Source organism: Amycolatopsis vastitatis (assembly GCF_002234595.1).
Classification (GTDB): Bacteria; Actinomycetota; Actinomycetes; order Mycobacteriales; family Pseudonocardiaceae; genus Amycolatopsis; species Amycolatopsis vastitatis.
On sequence record NZ_NMUL01000034.1, the window covers coordinates 60005 to 82534 of the forward strand.

At 72.6% G+C, this 22530-nt stretch carries 19 protein-coding genes and 2 pseudogenes; 10 read left to right on the top strand and 11 right to left on the bottom strand.

What is annotated here, in order from left to right; genetic code table 11:
• Positions 1 to 12: 12 nt before the first annotated feature.
• Genes CF165_RS30910 through CF165_RS30920 form a run of 3 tightly spaced genes read right to left on the bottom strand, consistent with a single transcriptional unit; the run spans position 13 to position 3169 of the window.
• Positions 13 to 1080 (bottom strand): sugar ABC transporter substrate-binding protein, encoded by a 1068-nt coding sequence (locus tag CF165_RS30910; protein WP_093951123.1) that lies wholly within the window; start codon positions 1078 to 1080, stop codon positions 13 to 15.
• Positions 1077 to 1850 (bottom strand): SDR family NAD(P)-dependent oxidoreductase, encoded by a 774-nt coding sequence (locus CF165_RS30915; protein WP_093951124.1) that lies wholly within the window; start codon positions 1848 to 1850, stop codon positions 1077 to 1079. Before CF165_RS30915 ends, CF165_RS30910 begins: the two co-directional genes overlap by 4 nt.
• Entirely contained in the window at positions 1847 to 3169 is a 1323-nt protein-coding gene (locus tag CF165_RS30920) for an enolase C-terminal domain-like protein (protein WP_093951125.1), read from the bottom strand. The genes CF165_RS30915 and CF165_RS30920 overlap by 4 nt, the downstream gene beginning before the upstream one ends.
• 182 nt (positions 3170 to 3351) lie before the next feature.
• Here CF165_RS30920 and CF165_RS30925 point away from each other — a divergent pair, with 182 nt between their 5' ends.
• The 7 genes and pseudogenes from CF165_RS30925 to CF165_RS30955 all read left to right on the top strand — a co-directional run bounded on the left by CF165_RS30925 (position 3352) and on the right by CF165_RS30955 (position 9358).
• Positions 3352 to 4203, top strand: a complete 852-nt coding sequence (locus tag CF165_RS30925) for a fumarylacetoacetate hydrolase family protein (RefSeq protein WP_093951126.1) — start codon at positions 3352 to 3354, stop codon at positions 4201 to 4203.
• Entirely contained in the window at positions 4200 to 5045 is an 846-nt protein-coding gene (locus CF165_RS30930) for an amidohydrolase family protein (protein ID WP_093951127.1), read from the top strand. The genes CF165_RS30925 and CF165_RS30930 overlap by 4 nt, the downstream gene beginning before the upstream one ends.
• Entirely contained in the window at positions 5042 to 6319 is a 1278-nt protein-coding gene (gene larA, locus CF165_RS30935) for a nickel-dependent lactate racemase (protein ID WP_093951128.1), read from the top strand. The genes CF165_RS30930 and larA overlap by 4 nt, the downstream gene beginning before the upstream one ends.
• Positions 6316 to 6987, top strand: a complete 672-nt coding sequence (gene larB / locus CF165_RS30940) for a nickel pincer cofactor biosynthesis protein LarB (RefSeq protein ID WP_093951129.1) — start codon at positions 6316 to 6318, stop codon at positions 6985 to 6987. The genes larA and larB overlap by 4 nt, the downstream gene beginning before the upstream one ends.
• Before the next feature lie 41 nt (positions 6988 to 7028).
• A pseudogene (gene larC / locus CF165_RS30945) lies at positions 7029 to 8116 on the top strand (nickel pincer cofactor biosynthesis protein LarC).
• Entirely contained in the window at positions 8116 to 8919 is an 804-nt protein-coding gene (gene larE / locus CF165_RS30950) for an ATP-dependent sacrificial sulfur transferase LarE (RefSeq protein WP_143268702.1), read from the top strand. The pseudogene larC and the gene larE overlap by 1 nt, the downstream one beginning before the upstream one ends.
• 19 nt (positions 8920 to 8938) lie before the next feature.
• Positions 8939 to 9358 (top strand): RbsD/FucU family protein, encoded by a 420-nt coding sequence (locus CF165_RS30955; protein WP_093951130.1) that lies wholly within the window; start codon positions 8939 to 8941, stop codon positions 9356 to 9358.
• On the opposite strand, the gene CF165_RS30960 is transcribed toward CF165_RS30955, so the two are convergent.
• From CF165_RS30960 to CF165_RS30990, 7 genes and pseudogenes are all read right to left on the bottom strand, one after another.
• Positions 9359 to 10030, bottom strand: coding sequence for a response regulator (locus CF165_RS30960; RefSeq protein WP_093951131.1), 672 nt, complete (start codon positions 10028 to 10030; stop codon positions 9359 to 9361).
• Positions 10027 to 11319: a sensor histidine kinase gene (locus tag CF165_RS30965; RefSeq protein ID WP_167441612.1), complete on the bottom strand. Its 1293-nt coding sequence runs from the start codon at positions 11317 to 11319 to the stop codon at positions 10027 to 10029. The genes CF165_RS30960 and CF165_RS30965 overlap by 4 nt, the downstream gene beginning before the upstream one ends.
• 74 nt (positions 11320 to 11393) lie before the next feature.
• Entirely contained in the window at positions 11394 to 12233 is an 840-nt protein-coding gene (locus tag CF165_RS30970; RefSeq protein ID WP_093951132.1) for a hypothetical protein, read from the bottom strand.
• Positions 12230 to 13170: pseudogene (locus tag CF165_RS30975) on the bottom strand (ABC transporter ATP-binding protein). Before CF165_RS30975 ends, CF165_RS30970 begins: the two are co-directional and overlap by 4 nt.
• A 152-nt stretch (positions 13171 to 13322) precedes the next feature.
• Positions 13323 to 15062 (bottom strand): GDSL-type esterase/lipase family protein, encoded by a 1740-nt coding sequence (locus CF165_RS30980; protein WP_205661017.1) that lies wholly within the window; start codon positions 15060 to 15062, stop codon positions 13323 to 13325.
• A gap of 14 nt (positions 15063 to 15076) precedes the next feature.
• On the bottom strand, positions 15077 to 18214 hold the full coding sequence (locus tag CF165_RS30985; RefSeq protein WP_240521876.1) for a family 78 glycoside hydrolase catalytic domain: 3138 nt from the start codon (positions 18212 to 18214) through the stop codon (positions 15077 to 15079).
• Positions 18215 to 18342: 128 nt separating this feature from the next.
• Positions 18343 to 18693 carry a UBP-type zinc finger domain-containing protein gene (locus CF165_RS30990; RefSeq protein WP_093951134.1) on the bottom strand — a complete coding sequence of 117 codons (351 nt, stop codon included), beginning with the start codon at positions 18691 to 18693 and terminating at the stop codon, positions 18343 to 18345.
• Positions 18694 to 18859: 166 nt separating this feature from the next.
• Here CF165_RS30990 and CF165_RS30995 point away from each other — a divergent pair, with 166 nt between their 5' ends.
• The 3 genes from CF165_RS30995 to CF165_RS51805 are packed head-to-tail and all read left to right on the top strand — an operon-like array spanning position 18860 to position 21563.
• Positions 18860 to 19552 carry a response regulator transcription factor gene (locus CF165_RS30995; RefSeq protein WP_093951135.1) on the top strand — a complete coding sequence of 231 codons (693 nt, stop codon included), beginning with the start codon at positions 18860 to 18862 and terminating at the stop codon, positions 19550 to 19552.
• Positions 19549 to 21252 (top strand): sensor histidine kinase, encoded by a 1704-nt coding sequence (locus tag CF165_RS31000; RefSeq protein WP_093951136.1) that lies wholly within the window; start codon positions 19549 to 19551, stop codon positions 21250 to 21252. The genes CF165_RS30995 and CF165_RS31000 overlap by 4 nt, the downstream gene beginning before the upstream one ends.
• Entirely contained in the window at positions 21219 to 21563 is a 345-nt protein-coding gene (locus CF165_RS51805; protein ID WP_167441609.1) for a 3'-5' exonuclease, read from the top strand. The genes CF165_RS31000 and CF165_RS51805 overlap by 34 nt, the downstream gene beginning before the upstream one ends.
• Before the next feature lie 6 nt (positions 21564 to 21569).
• Here the strand turns inward: CF165_RS51805 and CF165_RS31010 are convergent, their stop codons facing one another.
• Positions 21570 to 22373: a maleylpyruvate isomerase family mycothiol-dependent enzyme gene (locus tag CF165_RS31010; RefSeq protein ID WP_093951137.1), complete on the bottom strand. Its 804-nt coding sequence runs from the start codon at positions 22371 to 22373 to the stop codon at positions 21570 to 21572.
• Between the last annotated feature and the right edge of the window lie 157 nt (positions 22374 to 22530).

Here is a 22530-nt window from a genome sequence, read left to right on the forward strand (position 1 = left end):
CTCCGAAAGCCGTCAGCTCTTGCTGTTGCCCCACAGGGACTGGTCGTCGACCTTGACGCTGCTCACCGGCCCGAACGTGGCACCGTCGGCGGTGACCAGCGGTGCGGCCAGCTGGTCCTCCATCAGGCCGTCGCGGACCTGGATGATGGTGCTGTCGTGGTCGGTCTTGCCCGGCGTGGGCGTCTTGCCGGCGATCGCGTCCTTGACGTACTGCAGGGCGTACTTGGCGAACAGGTCCGCGGGCTGGGACACGGTCGCGTCCATCTCGCCCGCCCGGATCTTGGCGAGCTCTTCGGGGATGCCGTCGTTGGACACGATGAACACGTGCTTCGGGTCGCTCGCCGGGACCGCCAGGCCGCGCTGCTTGAGCAGCTGCAGCGTGCCGGACAGCGCGAAGCTGGACTGCATGTAGACGCCCTTGATGTCCGGGTTCGCGGTCAGCCGGGTCTGGAGTTTCTGGGCCGCGGTGTTGGCGTCCCAGTTGGTGGCCTCGCCGAAGACGGTGATGCCTGAGAAGTTCTTCTTCATGCAGTCGTTGAAGGCTTCGGTGCGGTCCCGGCCGTTGATCGACGCGAGGTCGCCCTGCAGCATCACGACCTTGCCCTTGCCGCCGAGCTTGGTGCCGAGGAACTGGCAGGCCTTCTCGCCGTAGGCGCGGTTGTCGGCCCGCACGACCATGTAGACGTTGCCCTGGTCGGGCCGGGTGTCGACGGACACGACCGGGATCTTCTTGCTCGCGAGCTGCTGCAGCGTCGGGATGATCGCCGCGGTGTCCTGCGGCGCCATCACCACGCCCTTGACGCCCTGGCTGATCATCGTCTGCACGTTGGCCGTCAGGTTGGCGACGTCGTTCTGCGAGTTGGTGGTCTTGAGGTCGAGGCCGAACTGGCCGGCGAACTGGGGCACGTACTTGATGTAGGCGTTCCAGAAGTCGGTGTCCGAGCGCGGGTAGTCGACCCCCACGACGGTTTTGCCGCCCGAAGCGGCGGTCGAGCCGCCGCCACTGCAGCCGGCCAGTGCGGCCGCGGTCAGGACTCCGGCTGTGACGACAGCGGCGGCGCTCAGGTGCTGGAACTTCATGACCTCTCCTCGTTGACAGGTTTCGGGCGGAGCCGCAGGCCGGACATACCACCGTCCACGGCGAGATCGGTGCCGGTGGTGGCGCCGGAGTCCGGGCCGGCCAGGTAGCAGATCGCCGCGGCGACCTCCTCGGCGGTGACGAGCCTGCCGGTGGGCTGGCGCGCGGCGAGCGCGGCCAGCTCGGCTTCGGGATCGTCGGCCGTGGCCAGCAGCCGGTCGATCCACGGGGTGTGCGCGGTGCCCGGGTTGACGCAGCACACGCGGATGCCCTCGGCCAGGTGGTCGGCGGCCATCGCGCGGGTGAGCGCGAGGACCGCGCCTTTCGTGGCGCTGTAGAGCGCTCGTTGCGGCAGCCCGGCGGTGGCCGCGATCGAGCAGGTGTTCACGATCGCCGCGGCGGGCGACTCCCTCAGGTGCGGCAGGGCCGCGCGGCTCACCCGGACCATGCCCACGACGTTGACGTCGAACACGCGGTGCCACTCCGCGTCGTCGTTGTCCTCGACGGTTCCTTGCGCGCCGATCCCGGCGTTGTTGACCAGGACGTCCAGGCCACCGAGGTGGTCCACCGCGGCGGCGACCGCGGCTCGCACGGAACCGTCGTCCGAGACGTCGGCCCGCACGCCGGTCAAGGGCGCTTCGACCTGGTCGTTCAGGTCGAGGCAGACGACCCGCGCGCCGCGCCGGGACAGCGTCCGCGCCGTGGCGAGCCCGATCCCGGACGCCCCGCCCGTCACGACGGCGCGGAAGCCGTCGAACTCGCCGCCGCTCACGCGACCACCACCGCGTCCCGCTGCCAGACCGGGCCGTCGGGGAACCGGTACTGGGCCACGGATTCCGCGTGCAGCCGTGCCCCGAGTCCCGGCTTCCGCGGGGCCAGGTAGCGGCCCCGCTCGATCCGCACCGGGTCGACGAAGTGCTCGTGCAGGTGGTCCACGTACTCGATGACGCGGTCGGTCTGGGTGCCGCTCACCGCGACGAAGTCGAACATCGACAGGTGCTGCACCATTTCGCACAGCCCGACCCCGCCGGCGTGCGGGCACACCGGGACGCCGAACTTCGCGGCCAGCAACAGGATCGCGATGTTCTCGGTGACCCCGGCGACGCGGCTCGCGTCGAGCTGGAGGACGTCGATCGCCTCGGCCTGCAGGAGCTGCTTGAACATCACGGCGTTGTGGGTGTGCTCGCCGGTGGCCACCTTGATCGGCGCGACGGCCCGGCGGATCGCGGCGTGGCCGAGGACGTCGTCGGGCGAGGTCGGCTCCTCGATCCAGTACGGGTCGAACTCGGAGAGGGGGCGCAGCCATTCGATGGCCTGGCCGACGCCCCAGGCCTGGTTGGCGTCGATGGCGATCCGGACGTCCGGCCCGACGACGTCCCGCGCCAGCCGCAGCCGGCGGATGTCTTCGTCGAGGTCGGCGCCGACCTTGAGCTTGATCTGGGTGAACCCGTCCGCGACCGCCTCCGCGGCGAGCGCCGCCAGCTTCTGCGGGGAGTAGCCGAGCCAGCCGGGAGTCGTGGTGTAGGCGGGAAAGCCGGATTCGAGGAGCTCGGCTTGGCGGGCCGCGCGGCCCGGTTCCGCGCTCCGGAGGATCTCCAGGGCTTCGTCGCGGGTCAGGGCGTCCTGGAGGTAGCGGAAGTCGACCAGGTCGACGAGGTCTTCCGGCGGCATTTCGGCCAGCAACCGCCAGACCGGCTTGCCTTCGCGGCGCGCCCGCAGGTCCCACGCCGCGTTGACGATCGCGGCCGCGGCCATGTGGATCGCGCCCTTGTCCGGGCCCAGCCACCGCAGCTGGCTGTCCCCGGTCAGCCGGCGGGAGAACGCCCCGAGGTCGGTGAGCGCGTCGTCCACCGTCATGCCCACGACCAGGGGCACGAGCGCCCGGACGGCGGCGACCTCGACGTCGTTGCCGCGGCCCACGGTGAAGGCGAGCCCGTAGCCCTCGTCGCCGGCACTCGTGCGGATGGTCACGTACGCCGCGGAGTAGTCGGGTTCGGGGTTCATCGCGTCCGACCCGTCGAGGCTCAGGGAAGTCGGGAAGCGAACGTCGACGGCGTCGATGGCGCTGATCACTTCGGCCAACGTGGCCACCTCTCACTCGGGGCAGACAACATATGTATGGCTACGCGTCGACTCACGGATTGTCCAGACTCCCGCCGTAACACGGCAATAACTTGGACGGACAGTCACTACTGACTACGTTCCGCGCTTTTCCGTATGATGTCCTTGTTGAGCTTTGAGCAAGACATCATATGTCTGCTACGGTCCCCGCCATGCGCTTCCAACGCCTCGGCGAACCCGGCCACGAGTGCCCGGTCGTCCTCGACGAAACCGGTGCGGCGCGGGACCTGCGTTCACTGACACCGGACATCGACGGCGCCTTCTTCACCGCCGACGGCGTCGCGCGCACCGAAGCGGCCCTGCGCGACGGCGTCCTGCCCGTCCTCGACACCACGGGCCTGCGCGTCGGTGCCCCGGTGGCCCGGCCCGGCCTGCTCGTCTGCATCGGGCTGAACTACTCCGACCACGCCGCCGAGACCGGGGCCGAGCCGCCCGCGGAGCCGGTGGTGTTCCTCAAGGCCACCAACACGATCGTCGGCCCGGACGACACCGTGCTCATCCCGCGGACCAGCACCCGCACCGACTACGAGGTCGAGCTGGCCGTGGTGCTCGGACGCCGGGCGCGGTACCTGGCGACACCGGAGGACGCCGACGCGGTGATCGCCGGGTACGCCGTCTCGAACGACGTCAGCGAGCGCGAATTCCAGCACGAACGCGGCGGCCAGTGGACCAAGGGCAAGTCGTGCGAGACGTTCAACCCGCTGGGCCCCTGGCTGGTCACCCCGGACGAAGCCGGCGACCCGCAGCACCTCGGCCTGCGGCTGGCCGTCGACGGGCAGCCGCGCCAGGACGGCACCACGAAGAACATGCTCTTCGACGTCCGGCACATCGTCTGGTACCTCAGCCAGTTCATGGTGCTCGAGCCCGGCGACGTCGTGAACACCGGCACCCCGGCAGGGGTCGCGTTCGGCGCCAACGACTTCCCCTATCTGTCCGAAGGGGACGAAGTGACCGTGGAGATCGACGGCCTCGGCCGCCAGTGCCACCGGATCGGCCGGGCATGACGGGCCGGCGCGTCGACGCGCACCACCACCTGTGGCAGACCTCCGTCCGCCGCCACGCGTGGCTGGACAACGACGACACCTCGGCGATCCGGCGCGACTACACCCCGGCCGACCTGCGAGCGGCCGCTTCCGGGATCGACGCGACCGTCCTCGTCCAGGTCCTGCCGGACCTGGACGAGTCGATCGAGTTCCTCGCGACCGCGGCCGCGGAGCCGCTCATCGCGGGAGTGGTGGGCTGGATCGACCTCACCGGCTCCGCGGCGCGGGACATCGAACGGCTGCGGTCGGCGCCGGGCGGCGAGCTCCTGGCCGGTATCCGGCACCTCGTCCAGGCCGAGCCCGACCCGCGCTGGCTGGAACGCGAAGACGTCCTGGCCGGGCTCGCGGCGGTGCGCGACGCGGGGCTGGTGTACGACCTGCTCGTGGTGCCCCACCAGTTCCCGGCGGCGACCGCGGCGGTCCGGGCGCTGCCGGACCTCACCTTCGTCCTCGACCACCTCGCGAAGCCGCCGATCGCGAGCGGAGATCTCGAACCCTGGGCGACCGGCCTGGCCACCCTGGCCCGGGAACCCAACGTCGTCGCGAAGCTTTCCGGTCTGGTCACCGAAGCCGACCGGCAGCACTGGACGCCCGCCGATCTGCGGCCGTACGCCGATACCGCACTCGAGGCGTTCGGCCCCGACCGGCTGATGCTCGGCTCGGACTGGCCGGTGTGCCTGCTCGCGGGGACGTACGCGGAAGTCATGGCCGCCGCCGACAGTCTCCTGGAAGGCCTGGCGCCGTCCGAACGCGACGCCGTCCGCGGCGGGACCGCGACCCGCGTGTACGGGCTGGCGCCGTGACGGCCCGTACCGTTCGGCTGGCCTACGGCGACACCGGCCTCGACCTGGCCGTCGACCCGGCGGTCACCACGGTGGTGACCCCGGTGCACCACCCGGTCACCGAACCCGCGGCCGTGCTGCTGCGCCGGGCGTTGCGGGAACCGGTCGCCGGGCCGCCGCTGCGCGAGCGGGTGCGGCCGGGGCAGACCGTCGCGATCTCGGCGTGCGACGGAACCCGGCCGCAGCCGCGGGAACTGATGATCCCGGCGATCCTCGCCGAGCTGGACGGCCTCGTCCGCCTCGAGGACGTCGTCGTCCTGGTCGCCACCGGCACTCACCGCGGCAACTCCGAACCGGAACTACGCGCGATGTTCGGCGACGAGGTCGTCGACACGGTCCGGATCGTCAACCACGACGCCCGCGACCGCGCGAGCCTCACCTGGCTGGGGCGCCACGGCGACGACGTCCCGGTCTGGCTGAACAGCGAGTGGGCCGACGCCGACGTCCGGATCACGACCGGGTTCGTCGAACCGCACTTCTTCGCGGGCTTTTCGGGTGGCCCCAAGCTCGTCGCGCCCGGGCTGGCGGCGCTGGAAACCGTGCTGGTGCTCCACGACGCCCGCCGGATCGGGCACGCCAACTCCACCTGGGGCATCACCGAAGGCAACCCCGTGCACGACGACGTCCGCGCGATCGCCGCGGCCACCGGCGTCACCTTCGCCCTCGACGTCATCCTCAACCGCGACAAGGCGGTCATCGGGGCGTTCGGCGGCGACCTCCTGGAAATGCACGCGGCCGCGACCCGCGTGGCGCGCGAGGTCGCCATGCGGCCGGTTCCGGCGCCGTTCGACGTCGTCGTGACGACGAACTCCGGGTATCCCCTCGACCAAAACCTCTACCAGGCCGTCAAAGGAATGTCGGCGGCCCACCGGATCGCCAAGCCGGGCGGAACCATCGTGTGCGCCGCGGAGTGCCGGGACGGCCTCCCCGACCACGGCTCCTACCGGGAAGTCCTCGCTTCGGCGAGTTCGCCGGCGGCCCTGCTCGCCGAGATCTCGGCCCGGCCCGTGACCGTGCCCGACCAGTGGCAGGTCCAGATCCAGGCGAAGATCCAGGACGACTGCCGGGTCGTCCTGCACAGCGACCACCTGACCGACGCCGACCTCGCGACGGCGCACCTGACCCGGACCACCGACATCGCGGCCACCGTGGCCGAGGCACTCGGCCGGGCCGGGCCCGCCGCCCGGGTCTGCGTGCTCCCGGAAGGCCCCCTGACGATCCCTTACGTCGCATGAGTACCGCCGACCTCGGGTTCGCGCGCGTCGACCTCGACCGCGAACACCGCCAAGGACTCCCGGAAGTCGTTTACGGGCCGGGGAAACAGCCGGAGCAGGTCGCGGCCATCGTGCGGACGCTGCTCGCGCACAACACCGGCCCGGTCCTGGTCACCCGGGTAGAGATCGAGACAGCTCGTGCCGCGCTGGCCGACGTCCCCGGAGGGCACTACTCCCCCGGCGCACGGCTGTTGTCCTGGCGCCCGGCCGAAACGACGGGCTTCACGGTCACCGTGGCCGCCGCCGGCACCTCCGACGGCCCGGTCGCCGCGGAAGCCGCGGAAGTCGCCGCGGCCATCGGCCTGGACGTGCGGACGATCACCGACGTCGGGGTCGCCGGCATCCACCGCCTGCTGGCCGAAACGGACCGGCTGCGCGAAGCCGACGCGGTCATCGTCGTCGCGGGCATGGAGGGTGCGCTGGCTTCGCCCGTGGGCGGCCTGGTCGCCTGCCCGGTGATCGCCGTCCCCACCTCGACCGGGTACGGCGCGGGCCTCGAAGGCGTGACCGCGCTGCTGGCGATGCACGCCTCCTGCGCGGCCGGCATCACCGTCGTCAACATCGACTCCGGGTTCGGCGCGGCCATGGCCGCCTTCCGCCTCGCCCACGTCCTGCGGAGGCCACGGTGAAGATCTGCGTCATCTCTCCGTTCACCGGCCTGGCCGGGGACATGCTGCTGGCGGCGCTCGTCGACGCCGGAGCCCCGCTGGAGCGGATCCGGGCGGCTGTCGCCGGCAGCGGGCTGACCGGGTGGGACCTGCGCGTCCAGTCCCTGCTCACCCACGGGTTGACCGCGGCCCGCGCCCTCGTGGACGTCACCGACGACGCGACCAGCCGTCCCGCGGCCGAACTGATCGCCATGGCCGGGCGGGTCGAGCCCGCGCCGGTGGCGGACCGCGCGGTCGCCGCGCTCCGCGCCATCGCCGAAGCGGAAGGCAGGCTGCACGGGGAAGCCCCCGAGCGCGTCCACCTCCACGAACTCGGCGGGCACGACACCCTCGTCGACGTCATCGGCGTCTGCGCCGCGCTCGACGCCCTCGAGTGTCCACTGTGTACTGTGGCGCGCTGCCGCTCGGCAGCGGCACGGTCCGCACCGCGCACGGCGTCCTGCCGTGTCCCGCCCCCGCGACCGCGGAGTTGCTGAAGGGGGCGCGGACGTTCGGGAGCGATCTGGCGGGCGAGACGGTCACGCCCACCGCGGCCGCGCTGCTGAAGGCCACCGGAGCCCGGTTCGAACCGCCACCGGAGTTCCGCCTGCTGGCCACCGGGTACGGCGCGGGCACCCGGGCGCTGCCGGACCGGCCGAACGTCGCGGTCGTGCACCTCGGCGAAACCGCGGACACCGGGCACCGCGAGCTGGTGGTGCTCGAAACGAACCTCGACGACGTCACCGGGGAGGTGCTCGGCCACGCCGTCGGCGCACTGCTGGCCGCCGGCGCGCTCGACGCGTGGGTCACCCCGGCGACGATGAAGAAGGGGCGGCCGGCCCACGTCCTGCACGTCCTCGCCGAGCCGGCGCACGCTGCCGGGCTCGGCGACCTGATGCTCGCCGAAACCGGCAGCCTCGGACTGCGCGAATATCGCGTTCGCCGGACCGCGCTCGAGCGGAAGACCGAAACGGTCGACGTCCACGGGATCCCCGTGCGGCGCAAACGCGGGCCGCACGGCGCGAAACCCGAGCACGACGACGTCGTGGCCGCCGCGCGCGAACTCGGGCTGCCGGCGCGTGTCGTCGCGACGATCGCGGCGGGGCGCTGATGGACGGCAGCCGGCTCGTCGCGCACCTCGCCGGCCTCGGCCGGCTCGCCGTCGCTTTCTCCGGGGGCACCGACTCGGCGCTGGTCCTCGCGGCCGCCGTCCGCGCCCTCGGCCCGGCGGACGTGCTCGCGGTGACGGCGAACTCCGCGAGCCTGGCCGCGGCGGAACTGGCCGGCGCGCGGCGGATCGCGGCCGAGCTGGGCGCCCGCCACCGCACTCCGGAGACCGCCGAGCTGGCCGAGCCCGGGTACGCGGCCAACGGCAGGCAACGCTGCTACTTCTGCAAGACCACCGTGCTCACGACGATCGCCGGAGTGGCCGCCGAGGAAGGGTTCCCGGCGCTGGCCACCGGCACGAACGCCGACGACGCCGTCGACCCGTTCCGGCCGGGAATCCGCGCGGGGGACGAAATCGGCGTGCACACGCCGCTGCGGACGCTCGGTCTGTCCAAAGAGGACGTGCGGGCCATCGCCAGGGGCTGGGGTCTGGCCTGGGCGGAGAAACCGGCCGCACCCTGCCTGGCGAGCCGGGTCCGGTACGGCATCCCGATCACCACGGCCACCCTGGCGAGGGTCGAGCAGGCCGAAGCGGCCGTTCGCCGGTTCCTCGACGGCCGCGGCCTCGCCTGCCGCGACCTGCGGGTCCGCGACCTCGGCGGGACGGCCCGGATCGAGCTCGACGCGGCCGTGGCCGCCGAAGCCCACGACGACCCGCGGCTGCTCGACACCGTGCGGTCACTCGGCTTCGCCGAGGTCGCCGTCGCTGCCTTCCGCTCCGGTGCCCTCAACCACGAACCGGACTGACCCGAACGGAGAACCCGCGATGCTGCGCTACCCGTTGCTCCATCCCCCGCTGCTGCGCGCCCTCGCGGCGACCGGCCACGGTTCGCGCGTCCTGCTCGCCGACGCCAACTACGCGCACGCCACCCACGTCGCTCCGGGCGCCGAGCTGATCCACCTGAACCTGCGCCCGGGGCTGGTGACCGTCGACGACGTTCTCGCTCCCCTGCTCACGGCCGTGCCCGTCGAATCGGTGACGGCGATGCGGCCGGACGACGGAAGCCCGCCCGGATGCTGGCGTGGCTACGAAGAACTGCTCGGCCCGGACCTCCCGCTGCGGCCCGTCGAGCGGTTCGAGTTCTACCGGACGTGCCGCGAACCGGAGGTGGCCGTGTGCGTCGCCACCGGCGACGACCGCCTCTACGCGAACCTGCTGCTGACGGTGGGTTTCCGACGCCGGTGATCAGTCCGGCCCGCCGGGGTGGGTCAGCCCCAGGTCGTAGGCGACGATCACGGCCTGGATGCGGTCGCGGGCCCCGATCTTCGCCAGCACCCGGCCGACGTGGGTCTTGACGGTGGACTCCGACAGCACCAGGCGCTCGGCGATCTCGCCGTTGGTCCGGCCCTGCCCGATCGCGACCAGGATCTCCCGCTCCCGCTCGGTCAGGGACTGCCAGCGCGGATCCGGGCGGCCCCGCTCGCCGGCAGCGGGCAGGTGGTGGGCGTAGGCGTCGAGAAGACGCCGGGTGAGGGCGGGCGCGACGACGGCGTCGCCCCGGGCGACGGCGCGGATTCCGGCCAGCAGCTCCTCCGGGTGGGCGTCCTTGAGGAGGAAGCCGCTGGCCCCCGCGCGCAGCGCCGCGTGCGCGTACTCGTCCAGGTCGAAGGTGGTCAGCACCAGGATCCGGGAGCGTCCCCCGCTCGCGACGATCTGCCGGGTCGCTTCGATGCCGTCCATCCCGGGCATCCGGATGTCCATCAGGACGACGTCGGGCCGCAGTTCGGCCGTCCGGCGCACGGCCTCCGCGCCGTGCGCGGCTTCGCCCACCACCTCGGTGTCGGGCGTGGCTTCCAGCAGCATCCGGAAGCCGAAACGCTGCAAGGGCTGGTCGTCCACGATGAGCACACTGGTCATGCCGGGCCGCCCGAGACCGGGGTGACGTCGAGAACGGCCCGCACGCTCCAGCCACCGCCGGGCTCCGGCCCCGCGGTGACGGTGCCGCCGTAGAGGGCCGCGCGTTCCTTCATGCCCGCGAGCCCGTGTCCTTCGCCCGGCGACGGCTCGCCGGTGCCGCCGGGCCGTCCGGTGTCGTGGACGTGGATCCGCAGCTGCGCGCCTTCGACGGTGAGCGCGACCTGGATCCGGGTGCCCGGCCCGGCGTGCTTGAGGCTGTTGGTGAGCGCCTCCTGGACGATGCGGTACGCCATCAGCTGCACTCCGTGGTCCAGGGACTCCAGCTCGCCGCCCGAACGGTAGACGACCTCCGGCCCGGCCGCGCCGAGCCTGCCGCACAACGCCTCGATGTCGGCGATGCGGGGCTGGGGATGGAGTTCGGGGGCGGTGGCCTGCTCGCGCAGGACGCCGAGCATGCGCCGCAGCTCGCCAAGGGCCTGGCGGCCGGCCTCCCCGACGAGCCGGAGCGCCTCCCGGCTGCGTTCGGGGGTCACCTCGGCCGCGTACGCCCCGCCGTCGGCCAGTGTGATGATCACCGACAGGTTGTGGCCGATGATGTCGTGCATCTCGCGGGCCACGCGCGTGCGTTCGGTGGCCGCGGCGAGCTTGCTGCGCTGGTCCCGTTCGATCTCCAGGCGCAGCGCGCGGTCACGCAGGTTGACGAGCTGGGCCCGCCGGATCCGCACCGCGAACCCCAGTGCGACGGCCGCGGTCGCGGTGCTGACCAGGAAGAACAGCGCTCCCCACACCGACACGACGGCGGACACGCGCACCGCCACCGGGACGAGCAGGCCGGCCGCGGCCGCGCAGGCCCAGGGCAGGTACCGGACGCGGCCGTGCAGCGTGACGCTGTACAGGGCGACGAGCAGGGCGACGTCGGCCCGCAGGAACGCCCCGAGGGCCCATTGCAGCAGGAACACCGCCGAGATCACGGCGAACGCCGCGTACGGGGCCCGCCGCCGCCACAGCAGGGGCAGCACCAAGCCGGCCTGCAGGGCCAGTGTCGCGGCCACCGGGAGCGCCGCGAACGTGATCGGCGGGCCGTCGCCGGGGCGGCCGTCGTCCGGGTGCACGAACTCCGTCACGCCGAACAGCAGGACGATCACCGCCACCACGGCGGTGTCCAGCAGCCACGGGTGGTCCCGGTCGGCCCGCCGCAGCCGCCTGCCGATCCGGGTCATCCGCGTCAGGAGCGGATGCCCGAGCAGGGACGGGACGGCCCCGGCGGTGTCGTCGGTGCGCACATCCATCACCTGTCCATAGTGGACGAAAACGGCCGGCGGGGCACCAGGCGCCGGAGCGCGGCGCCTGGTGCCTGCCGTGCTCAGGCGTCGGTCCGCTTCAGCCGGTAGGCGGCCCCGGCCAGCACCAGCACCGTCCAGCCCAGGAAGACGGCCAGCCCGGCCGTGGGCGACAGCGAGGTGCTGTCGTGGGTCAGGGCGTACAGGGACTGGCCGGCGTTGCTGGGCAGGTACGGGCCGACCTTGTCCTGCCAGCTCGCGGGGAGCAGCTGCATCAGGCCGGGGATCAGCATCATGACCGCCACCAGCACCGAGATGCCGCCGGCGACCGACCGCAGCAGGGCACCCAGCGCGGCCCCGATCACGCCGACCAGGCCGAGGTACAGGCCCGCGCCGAGCAGGCTGCGCACCACGCCCGGGTCCGACAGCGACAACGCCGCGGGCGTGCCGGAAACCATGCCGCCGGCGATCACGAAGGTGACGAACACGCCGATGACGCCGAGCACCAGCGCGACCACGCCGAACACCGCCGACTTGGCCCACAGCACCGGCAGGCGGCGCGGGACCGCGGCCAGCGTCGAGCGGATCATGCCGGTGGAGTACTCGCCCGCGGTGACCAGCACGCCCAGGACGCCCAGCGCCAGCTGCGCGAAGGTGAGGCCGAACAGCGACAGGCTGACGGCGGTGGCCCCGGCGAACTCGCCCCGCATTCCCTCGGTGGAAGCGGGCTGGGGCGTGTACTGCGCCGCGGCGATCAGGCCGAACGCCACCAGGAACACCAGCCCGAGGCCGAGGGTGATCCACGTGGAGCGCAGCGACCACAGCTTCGCCCACTCCGAGCGCAGCACGCGCAGCCCGGTCACCCGGTAGACCGGCCGGGTGGGCTGCTCGAGGCCGGGCCGGGAAACCGTCATGGTGCTCATGCCGCCCTCCCGAGCGTCTCGGTGCCGGTGGTGGTCGTGCCGTGGTACTCGACGGCGTCCCTGGTCAGGTCCATGAAGGCCTGCTCCAGGGAAACGGTCCTGGACGTGAGTTCGAACAGCGCGACGCCGTGCTCGGCGGCCTTGAGCCCGATGGCCCGCGCGGACAGGCCGGTGACGTGCAGCTCCTCGGAGCCGGCCTGTCCGGTGATCTCGACGCCCGGTCCGGCCAGGATCTCGCGGAGCCGCGCCGGGTCGGCGGTGGCCACCTTGACCGTGTCACCGCCGGCCTCGCGGACGAGGTCCTGCACCGTGGTGTCGGCGAGCAGCCGGCCGCGGCCGACGACGACGAGGTGCTCCGCGACCAGTGCCATCTCGGACATCAGGTGCGAGGACACGAAGACCGTGCGCCCGTCGGCGGCGAGCCCGGTGAGCAGGTTGCGGATCCACAGGACGCCTTCGGGGTCCAGGCCGTTGACCGGCTCGTCGAGCATCACCGTCGCCGGGTCGCCCAACAACGCAGCCGCAATGCCCAGGCGCTGGCCCATGCCGAGGGAGAACCCGCCGGCCCGCTTCTTCGCCACGGACTGCAGCCCGGTCAGCTCGATCACCTCGGCCACGCGCCGTCGCGGGATCCCGTGGGTGTGGGCCTGCGCCAGCAGGTGGTCGAACGCGGACCGGCCGGGGTGGATCGACTTGGCCTCCAGCAACGCCCCGACCTCCTGCAGCGGCGCGCTGTGCCGGTCGTAGCGGCGGCCGTTGACGCGGACGGTGCCGCTGGTCGGGGCGTCCAGCCCGATGACCATCCGCATGGTGGTCGACTTGCCCGCGCCGTTCGGGCCCAGGAAGCCGGTGACGGTCCCGGGCCGGACGGTGAAGTCCAGGTGGTCGACCGCCGTTTTTTCCCGTACCGTTTCGTGAGCTGGTGTGCCTCGATCATCGCTGGTTCCCTGTGGTCCCGCGGGCCGGACATCCCCGGCCCGTCTCGTCCACCACGCTAGGAGCGGGACCGGCGCGATCCGTGGTACCGCCGGAGGAACTTCGCGCGGCGGGTGGTACCGCGGTACTACCCGCACCCTCCGAAGTGGACGTTCACAGCCGGCCGAGCGGGACCGCCGCGGCCATGGCGGCGTAGCCCGCGTCGCCCGGGTGGAGGTGGTCACCGGAGTCGTAGACGGCACGCATCGTCTCCGGGTCCGCGGGGTCGCGGACGGCGGCGTCGAAGTCGACGAGGCCGTCGAACACCCCGCCGTTGTCCCGGATGAAGGCGTTGACCTGGGTGCGCGCTGCCATGTGCGCGTCGCTGCTGCAGCTGCATCCCTTGATCGGGATGAGCGTGCCGGCGAGCACCCGGATGTGCGCGGCGTGCAGCTCGGCGGCGATCTGTTTCAGCCCGGCGATGACGTCCTCGGCGCTCGTGCCGGAGTTGATGTCGTTGATGCCCTCGAGGACGATCGCCGTGCGCACGCCGGTCTGGCTGATCAGGTCGCGGTTCAGCCGCGCCAGGGCGCTGACGCCCGCCGTGCGGCCGTCGGGGAGGCCGCTGAAGACGTCCTGCAGGATCCGGTTGCCGGAGATGCCCTCGTTCACGACGGCGCGTCCCGGCAGGCGCCGGGCCAGGAAGTCCGGCCACCGGCTGTTCGTGTTCGGCGTGGACGACCAGCCGTCGGTGATCGAGTCGCCGAACGCGACGACGGTGCCGGTGCCGCCCGGACCGGTCACGTCGATCCCGGACAGGATCGTCCAGAAGCCGAACGTGCCGGCGGTCGGGAACGCGACGCCGTCGCCCGCGTGGTCCCCGGTGCCGTCGGCCGTGGTGTACATCTCCTGCAGGGCGACGCTGTGCATGGGCGCGTTGGTCACGGTGCCCTTCAGGTACAGGCTCACCAGCAGGTCCGCGGCGGCGGGCACGGCGAACGGCAGCGGGTCGCTGACCGCCTGGCCGCCCGCGGGCAGCGCGGCTTCGCGCCGCCCGCCGAAGGTGAGGGTCACCGGCGTGCGGACCGGGACCGCACCGACGCTCCGGACCGCGATGGTCGCGTGGCCGACGACCAGCGGCCCGGGGTCGTAGGCGTTGTCGAGCCGGATCCGCACCTGGGTGCCGCCGCGGCTGGTGTGCTCGACCATCCGCAGGGTCCGCTCGGTCCACGGCCCGGCGGCGAGCCCGTCGTCCGTCGCCGTGGCCCAGGTCGCCGCCCATGGGCCGGCCGCCGGCCGGGTACCCAGCGAAAAGACGTGCAGGCGGCCGCCCGAACCGGTCTTCGGCAGGGTGACGGCGGTGACCGGGACGCCCGCGTCGAGCGGGACCGAAACGGTGGAGAGCTTGGCGGGCAAGGCACCCGGCCCGTCCGGGGTGTTCCAGTGCGGGAACGCCACGGTCAGCCGGCTGCTCGGCCCGGTGATCCAGTCGGGCGCGCCCAGCCGGAAGTCCTGGACGCGCCCGTCGGCGTACTCGAGCTGCCCGGTTCCCTCGGTCGCCGCCCCGGTGCTGGTCACGAGGAACGACAAGGCCGCGCCGGTGAACCGGCCGCGGATGCGCTGGCCGTCGGCGACGACGTTGTCCGGGGTCCCCGGTGCGGCGGCGGGCAGCCGCAGCGGCGCGCCGTCGACGGTGACGACCCGGCCGCGGTCCCAGCCCGCGGCCGTGACGTCTTCGGCGACGAGGCTGTGCCCGAAGCCGTCGATGTCCGCGGCGGCCGGTGACGCGGCCGGGCTGGTGCTCGCGTTGTCGAAGGCGGCGGCGAGGTCGGGGTAGGTCACGGCCGCGTCCGCCGTCCCGGCCGGGACGAGCAGCCCGGCGGCCAGCAGGGCGGCGAGCAGGATCCGTTTCACGAGGTCCTCCAGGGTCACGCGCAGTGGTGGGCGGTGAACTTCGCCGTGCCGGAGCCGACCGGGATCCGCTGCCCGGTGGGCAGGGTGACCGTGGCGGTCGAGTTGGCGGGCACCGTGACGGTCAGGTCGAAGCGGCAGCCGGTCTGCGTCCACTCGGACGCGACCAGTCCCCGGACCGTGTCGAGCGACGCCGCGACGTGCCCGAGCCCGGCGGGCACCTGCGGGGCGACGGCGATCGCCGCGTACCCCGGCGCCGCGGGGGTGATGCCGGCGAACTGCGTGTAGAAGGCCGCGTTGATCCCGGCGAACATCGCGTGGTCGTGGGTTTCCATGCCGGACTCGTACGTCCACTGCTCCCACGGCGTCGTCGCGCCCCGGCCGATCTCGTACCCGAAGCCGGGGTAGGTCTGCTGGCGGAGCACGGTCAGGGCGACGTCGATCCGGCCGGCCTTGGCGAGTGCCTCGGGCAGGTAGCGGGTGCCGAAGATGCCGGTGTCGAGGTGCCCGCCGTCCTTGGTCAGGATCGTGTCGACGAGCTTCGCGCCGACCCCCGCCACCTTGTCCGGCGGCACCATCCCGAAGGCGAGCGGGAGGACGCTGGTCGTCTGACGGCCGTCGCCGTAGGTGGTGCCCGTGGCGTCGAGGAAATGCGCGTTGAACGCGGCGGCGATCGCGGCCGCCAGGTCGGCGAACTGCGCGGCGTCGCCGGGCTTTCCCAGTGCCCGGGCGGCTTTCGCGACGTCGTCGGCCTGCCGGTACGACAGCGCGGTGTTGACCAGCGAGCGCTCGCTGAAACACGCGCCGGCGGACGGGTTGCCCTGTCCACCGTTGGCGTTCGGGCTCCGGTCGGGCGGGCACCAGTCGCCGAACCCGCGGTCTTCCGGCCAGACCAGGCCCGGATACGCGGCCGCGTTGGTGTCCACAAAGGACTTCATCGCCGGGTAGGCCGCGGCCAGCCGCGTGAGATCGCCGTACTGCTCGTAGAGCGACCAGGCCAGGTCGACCGAGCCGCCGCCCATGTCCGGCAGCTGCGCGTTCCCGTCGTCACCGGGCAACGCCGTCCCGGGCGGCAGGTCGAGCAGGTACTTGCCGTAGAAGGAATCCATGCCGAAGTCGAGGACGGACGCGTCGTGGTAGGCCTGCACGTCCATGCCCGGCGGCGTCCGCTCGTCGCGGACGGGGTTGTCGGTGGGCAGGCTCATCGAGTTGTTCAGCACCGCCCGCCGGTTGTTCGCCCAGATCGCGTTCAGCAGCGGGTCGGACGTCTCGACGTGCCCGGTGGCGGCGACGTCGGCGTGCACGACCCGGCCGGCGACACTGCCCAGGTCCGGCGTCCCCGGGTAACCGGTCAGCTCGAGGTAGCGGAAGCCGTGGTAGGTGAACCGGGGCTCGTAGACCTGGACACCGGGCGTGGCGCCGAGCGTGTAGGAGTCGGTGGACGCGGCGTTGCGGTTGGTGGCGGTGTCGAGCATCCCGCCGTCGGTCAGCTCCTCCGCCGTGCGCATGCGGACGGTCGTGCCGGACGGCCCGGCGACGCGCAGCTGAGCCCAGCCCGCGAAGTTCTCGCCGAAGTCGTAGACGGACACCCCCGGACGCGGCTGCTTCACCGCCACGGGCCGGAGGGTGCGGACCACCCGGATCGGGGGTGCGGTCGAGCCGGTGAGCGACGCGCTGGGAGCGGTCGCCGCGCGGACCGGGTGCCAGGCCGAGTCGTCGAAGCCCGGCCGGTCCCAGCCGTCCCGCGCCAGCCGGGCGTCGTAGCTTTCGCCCGCGTAGAGGTCGTTGGCCGTGATCGGGCCGTCCGACCAGTGCCAGGAATCATCGGTCGTGATCGTCCGCCGGGTCCCGTCCGCGAACGTGACGGCCAGGGCGAGGATCCCCTGTTTCGGCCCGGTCCAGCGGAATCCGTACTGGCTGAACCGCGGCCCGTACCCGTTGCCGAGCCACAGGCCCGCGGCGTTCCGTCCTCGGTGGACTTGAGCTGTCACGTCGAAGGAGTCGTACAGGTTCCGCTTGTCGTACGGCGTGCTCCCCGGCGCCAGCACGTGGTCGCCGACCTTGCCGCCGTTGAGGTGCAGTTCGTAAAAGCCGAGGCCGTAGACGGAGACACGGGCGCTCGCGACGGGTTGGTCCAGGACGAACTCGTGGCGCAGCAACGGCGCGTCCGGCGACTGGGCGAGCAGCAGCGGGTCGCCCTGCGGTTCGAGCCGCCCGCCGGTGATCGCGGCCCCGGGGAACCGGGCGTCCGGTGCGGACGAAAAGTCGTCGGAGAACAGCGGTGTGCCGTCGAGGCCGTGCACGGTCAGGTTGTCGTAGGCGGCGGCCTCGGCCGTGCCCTGGCTGACCGACGTCCGGAACCCGATCGTGCCCGCGCGGACCGCGTCGACCGGCCGGGAGTCCACTTCGGTGCCGTCGATCTTCGTGGCGACGGTGTTTCCCCGCGCTTCGATCCGCAGGTGGTGGGGCGCGGTGACGGTCTGCGGGGTGATCACCGTGCCCAGGTCGGTCTCCCCCAGGAGCGCGAAGGAGCCGTGACTCTTCACGTGCGGCCGCAGCAGCACCTTGCCCGGCGTCGTGGCCGCGTTCACCTGCCACATCAGGAAGTCGTCGGGGCCGGCGGCGCGGAAGACGACGCTCGCGGCCGCGGCCTTGATCGTGAAGTCGACGTCCAGGACGAAGTCCTGCCACGCGTAGGCGTCACCGGTGTCCGGCGTGATCCACTGCGCGCCGGCCCAGTCGGTTCCGGTCTCCCACCAAGCCACGTCGGCTTTGGCCGGAGCGGTCCTGCGGGTGCCCCACACTTCGACGGTCCAGTAGTTCCGTTTCCCCGCAACACCGGCGGGGCCGCGGTAGGGCACGGCGACGGAGTCCGCGCTCGCGACGCGGCCGCTGTCCCAGACGTCGGCCCGGTGCTCGGCGAGCAGCCGCGGACTGCTGGCGACGAGGATCCGGTACGCCGTCTGCCGTTCGTTCGGCCGCGCCGAACGCAGTTTCCAGCTCATCGACGGGGCGGCGCTCGCGGACAGGGGGTTGACAACGTTGTCGGCGCGCAGATCGAAAGGCTGGACCGTCGCTTCGGACGCGACGGCGTTCCCGGACGGCAGCAAGAGCAGGGCGGACAGGACGGCGAGCAGCACGCGATATCCCGGCATGAACGCTCCACGTCATTGTTGAAACGTTTCAAGCAGAATAGCACCGAACCCTCGGCCCGAACAGGCTGTCAACGAGACAAGAACCGGGCTTGTCGGTACGGCTTGTTGGTGCGGCTTGTTGATGCGGCTTATTGGTGCAGGTGCTGCGTCCAGTCCTCGGGCACGCGCTCGGCCGGCCCCGGCACGGCCTGGCTGAGCGGGCGGTGCTCCGGACCGGCGAGCGCGGGACCGGATTCGTACAGCACCTGCTCGTCGTAGTCCCAGAACCACTCTTCGCCGGGCTCGAAGCTGCGCGCCATCCGGTGCCCCGTCCCGGTGGCGTGGGCGCTGGCGTGCTGGCTGGGCGAGGAGTCACAGCACCCGATGTGGCCGCATTCCGCGCAGCGCCGGAGGTGGAACCACCAGCCCGGCGGGTCCGCGGCCTCGCAGTCCGCGCAGCCCGTGCCGCTGGGCGGTACCGAGGGATCGATTCCTTGCATGCGCACTCCCGTGCTCACCGGGTGAGGGTTTCCCTGCCCACCTTAGTTGCCGGTGCGGTGCGCCGCGCCGGGCCGGGCAGCACGCACCTCGTTCTTAGCCGTTTCTTAAAAGCCCGCCTGGCCGCGCCCCCGCGCTCACCGGACAATCGGCATCGGAGGTGGTGCAGTGCTGATCGTGATCGCGGACGACGAGGACGCGGTGTGCGACTCGTTGTCGCGGACACTGCGGTTCGAGGGGTACGCGGTGAAGATCGCGAAGGACGGGCAGGAGGCGATCGAAGTCATCAAGGAAAGCGCGCCGGACGGCGTTATCCTCGACGTCACCATGCCGGTGCTCGACGGCCTGGAAGCCTGCCGGCGGCTGCGCGCGGACGGGAACCTCGTGCCGGTGCTGATGCTCACCGCCCGGCAGGACGTCACCGCGCGGGTCGCGGGCCTGGACGCCGGCGCGGACGACTACCTCGCCAAGCCGTTCGCCCTCCAGGAACTGCTCGCCCGGGTCCGGGCGCTGCTGCGGCGCGCGCGGTACGAGGCGGTCGCGCCCGCGTCACCGGCGGAGCTGAAGTTCGGCGACCTCACGCTGGACCCGGCCACCCGGGAGGTGGTGCGCGCGGGCAGGCAGATCCGGCTCACCAGGACCGAGTTCGCGATCCTCGAGTTGTTCCTGCGCCACCCGCGGCAGGTGCTCACCCGGTCCGTCCTCTTCGAACACGTCTGGGGCTTCGACTTCGGCAGCAGCTCCAACAGCCTCGACGTCTACCTCGGCTACCTCCGCAAGAAGCTGGAAACCGACGGCGCCGGCCGGGTCCTGCACACCGTCCGCGGCGTCGGCTACGTCCTGCGGGAGGAGCCGCTGTGACGCCGGCCGGCCGGCTGCGCGTCATCGCGCGGCGGCGGCTCAGCCTGCGTGCGCGGGTCGGGCTGCTGTCCGCGTTCGGGGTCGCCCTCGCGGTGATCGTCGTGTCGCTGGCGGGCTGGTGGCTGATGCACGCCCGGATGTACGCCAACATGGATCTCCAGTTGCAAGCCGACACCCTCACGGCGGCGAAGTCGGCCACTCCCGAGGCGGCGCTGCGGACCACGCACGCCTCCGACGAGCTGCCGGGCAACTGGTGGGACGACGACATGTCGCCGGAAATCGCCCGGCTGCTCGGCATGGCGGGCCCACCGCCACCCGTCGTCGTCCGGTTCCTCGACACGTCCGGGCACGCGGTGTCGAGCACCGCGGGATCGGCGTGGCTCGGACCGGCGGCCCCGCCCGCCGTCCGGATAGCGACGAGAGGGAGCGGTCAGAACCTCGCCGACGCCGGGCCGGGGGACGCCACGATCTACCGGGTGAGCACGGCTCCGCGGGCCGGTGGCGCGGTCCAGGTCGCCAGCCGGGCCATCGGCATCGAGAGCACCCTCGACGACCTCCGGACCCTGCTCACCTGGATCGGGCTCGCCGGCACCGTCCTCGCGGGCGTGGTCGGCTGGGGCGTCGCGCGGGCCGGCCTGCGGCCGGTCCACCGGCTCACCGGTGCCGTGGAGGAGGTGGCCAGGACCCAGGACCTGGACAGCTCGATCCCGGTGGCCGGCCGCGACGAGATCGCCCGGCTCGCCACCGCGTTCAACCGCATGCTGACCGCGCTCGCCGCGTCGAGGGCCGCCCAGCAGCAGCTCGTGCAGGACGCCGGCCACGAGCTGCGGACCCCGTTGACGAGCCTGCGCACCAACGTCGAGCTGCTCACCTACGCCGAAGAGCAGCGAGCGTCGGGCAAGGTGCTCTCGCCGGACGACCGGGCCCGGCTGCTGCGGGATCTCGGGGTCCAGGCCGAGGAGCTGACCACCCTCACGACCGAGCTGGTCGAGCTGGCCGCGGAGAAGACCGACCCGGAGCCGTTCGAGCCGCTGAACCTCGCCGACGTCGTAGGCGGCGCCGTCATCCGCGCCCGCGCCCGGTGGCCGCGGGTCGTCTTCGCCGTTTCGGCCGTGCCCGCCGCCATGACCGGCCAGCCGGGCGGGCTGGCCCGCGTGGTGTTGAACCTTCTGGACAACGCGGCCAAGTGGAGCCCGCCCGGCGGCACCGTGCAGGTGCGGCTGACGGCGGCGGACGGGTTCGCCGAGCTGACGGTCGCCGACGAAGGACCGGGGATCAGCGAACAGGACCGGCCGAAGGTCTTCGAGCGCTTCTACCGGGCCACCGCCGCCCGGTCCATGCCCGGATCCGGCCTCGGGCCGGCGCGCCGATCCGTCTCACCGGCTCTCCCGTGGTGGCCAGCAGCGTGGAAACCGTCGAGCAGCCGGACGCGATCCTGTGCCGCACCAACGGCGGCGCGATGGCCGAAATCCTCACCCTGCTCGGCAAGGGCCGCCGGGTCGCGCTCGCCGGCCGCGCCGCCGTTCTCCAAAGTCTGGCCGAGGCCGCGCGCGACCTGCAGGCCGGCCGCCGGACCACCCACCCCGAGCTGCTGCTGTTCGCCTCGTGGGGCGAAGTCCAGGACTACGCGGAGTGGGACCCGGACGGCCGCGACCTGCTGTCCTTTGTGGAGGTCATCGACGAACACGGCGCGGACGTAGTGCTGCACACCCTCTCCCGGCTGGCCGCCGAAACCCACGCCGAAGTCGTGGTCTCGACCGCCCACGCCGCGAAAGGCCGCGAATGGCCGACCGTCCGCATCGCCGACGACTTCCCCGAGCCGGTCGACCCGGAGAACACCGACCTCGACGGGGAGCCGATCCCCGGCAAGATCGAGCCCAGCGAAGCCCGGCTCGCCTACGTCGCCGTCACGCGGGCCCGGAACCGCCTCGACCTCGGCGGCCTGGCTTGGATCAATCGGCACCCCGACGGCAACCCCGGCCCCGAGCGGAACGGCCGGGCAGCCGGCTGAGGGTAGTCAGTTGCCGGCATGGACGGTGTTGTCGAGCCAGTGCTGCGCGAGGTCGAGGTCGCCGTCGACGCTGATGCCGGTGGCTTCGCGGTCGGTGAGGGGCAGCCGCCGGGTCAAGATCAGCAGCAGTGACCGCGCCGGGCCGGTCACTGTCACGTCGGCGAGCCGGGTTTCGGGCTGCCACGTCGCTCCGTCAGGCCGCCGTTCGACGAACCACGCGCCCGCGCCGTCGGCGGTGTCGGTGGCCCGCCACTGCAGGGTCTGCCCGGTGCCCCGGATGGCGTGGGCGGACTCGGGCCGCTGCATTTCCCACGTGGGGGACGCGAGCATCGTGAGGTGGTTGGTGATGAGGGCGGCTGCGATGCCGGCGTCGACATCGGCAGGCCGATCCGCGGCGTTGGCCGCGTCGAAGCCGTGAACGACCGCCTCGTTCAGCATGCTGGACATCCAGAACCGCGTCCCGGACCGCTCGTCACCCGCGGCGTTGAACACCGGCGCGTCGAGCGCGTCATCGGAGCACGCGCTCGCGACCCGCTGCGCGGACTCCGACAGCCACGCCTGCCACTCACGGGGATCCGCAGGGGGCACGGCCAGCTCCGCCGGCAACTGGGCGGGGTCGGTGACGCGCCGCTCGATGATCTCCGCGACCCAGTGCTGGGTCTGGCCCACGTGCGCGACGAGGTCGGCGACGGTCCACTGCGGAGCGGTCGGCACTGCGGCGTCCGGCCCGGCCGCGGCGGCCGATTCCGCCAGACGCCGGGTGTGTTCGACGATCGCGCGCCGGGCGGTTTCCGCGTTCAGCTCAGTCATGGGGGGTCCTTGGAGTCTCGGTAGCCGGTGGTCGTTCCCTGAGCGGCCGCCCTCCGCGGGCGCCTTCGACCACGCGTCGAACGACGACAGCCACGATCGACAACCTCCCATGAAGATTTTGGATCTTCCAGGCTGCACGCGTAGCCGACGTCAGGCC

Excerpts from the sequence above, each read along its gene's own strand:
- CF165_RS31010 (WP_093951137.1), bottom strand. The coding sequence starts at position 22,373 with ATGACTGAGCTGAACGCGGAAACCGCCCGGCGCGCGATCGTCGAACAC.
- CF165_RS30955 (WP_093951130.1), top strand. The coding sequence starts at position 8,939 with ATGCTGCGCTACCCGTTGCTCCATCCCCCGCTGCTGCGCGCCCTCGCG.
- CF165_RS30910 (WP_093951123.1), bottom strand. The coding sequence starts at position 1,080 with ATGAAGTTCCAGCACCTGAGCGCCGCCGCTGTCGTCACAGCCGGAGTC.
- CF165_RS30925 (WP_093951126.1), top strand. The coding sequence starts at position 3,352 with ATGCGCTTCCAACGCCTCGGCGAACCCGGCCACGAGTGCCCGGTCGTC.
- CF165_RS30970 (WP_093951132.1), bottom strand. The coding sequence starts at position 12,233 with ATGAGCACCATGACGGTTTCCCGGCCCGGCCTCGAGCAGCCCACCCGG.
- CF165_RS30985 (WP_240521876.1), bottom strand. The coding sequence starts at position 18,214 with ATGCCGGGATATCGCGTGCTGCTCGCCGTCCTGTCCGCCCTGCTCTTG.
- CF165_RS30930 (WP_093951127.1), top strand. The coding sequence starts at position 4,200 with ATGACGGGCCGGCGCGTCGACGCGCACCACCACCTGTGGCAGACCTCC.
- CF165_RS30960 (WP_093951131.1), bottom strand. The coding sequence starts at position 10,030 with ATGACCAGTGTGCTCATCGTGGACGACCAGCCCTTGCAGCGTTTCGGC.
- larE (WP_143268702.1), top strand. The coding sequence starts at position 8,116 with ATGGACGGCAGCCGGCTCGTCGCGCACCTCGCCGGCCTCGGCCGGCTC.
- CF165_RS30990 (WP_093951134.1), bottom strand. The coding sequence starts at position 18,693 with ATGCAAGGAATCGATCCCTCGGTACCGCCCAGCGGCACGGGCTGCGCG.
- larB (WP_093951129.1), top strand. The coding sequence starts at position 6,316 with ATGAGTACCGCCGACCTCGGGTTCGCGCGCGTCGACCTCGACCGCGAA.
- CF165_RS30965 (WP_167441612.1), bottom strand. The coding sequence starts at position 11,319 with ATGGATGTGCGCACCGACGACACCGCCGGGGCCGTCCCGTCCCTGCTC.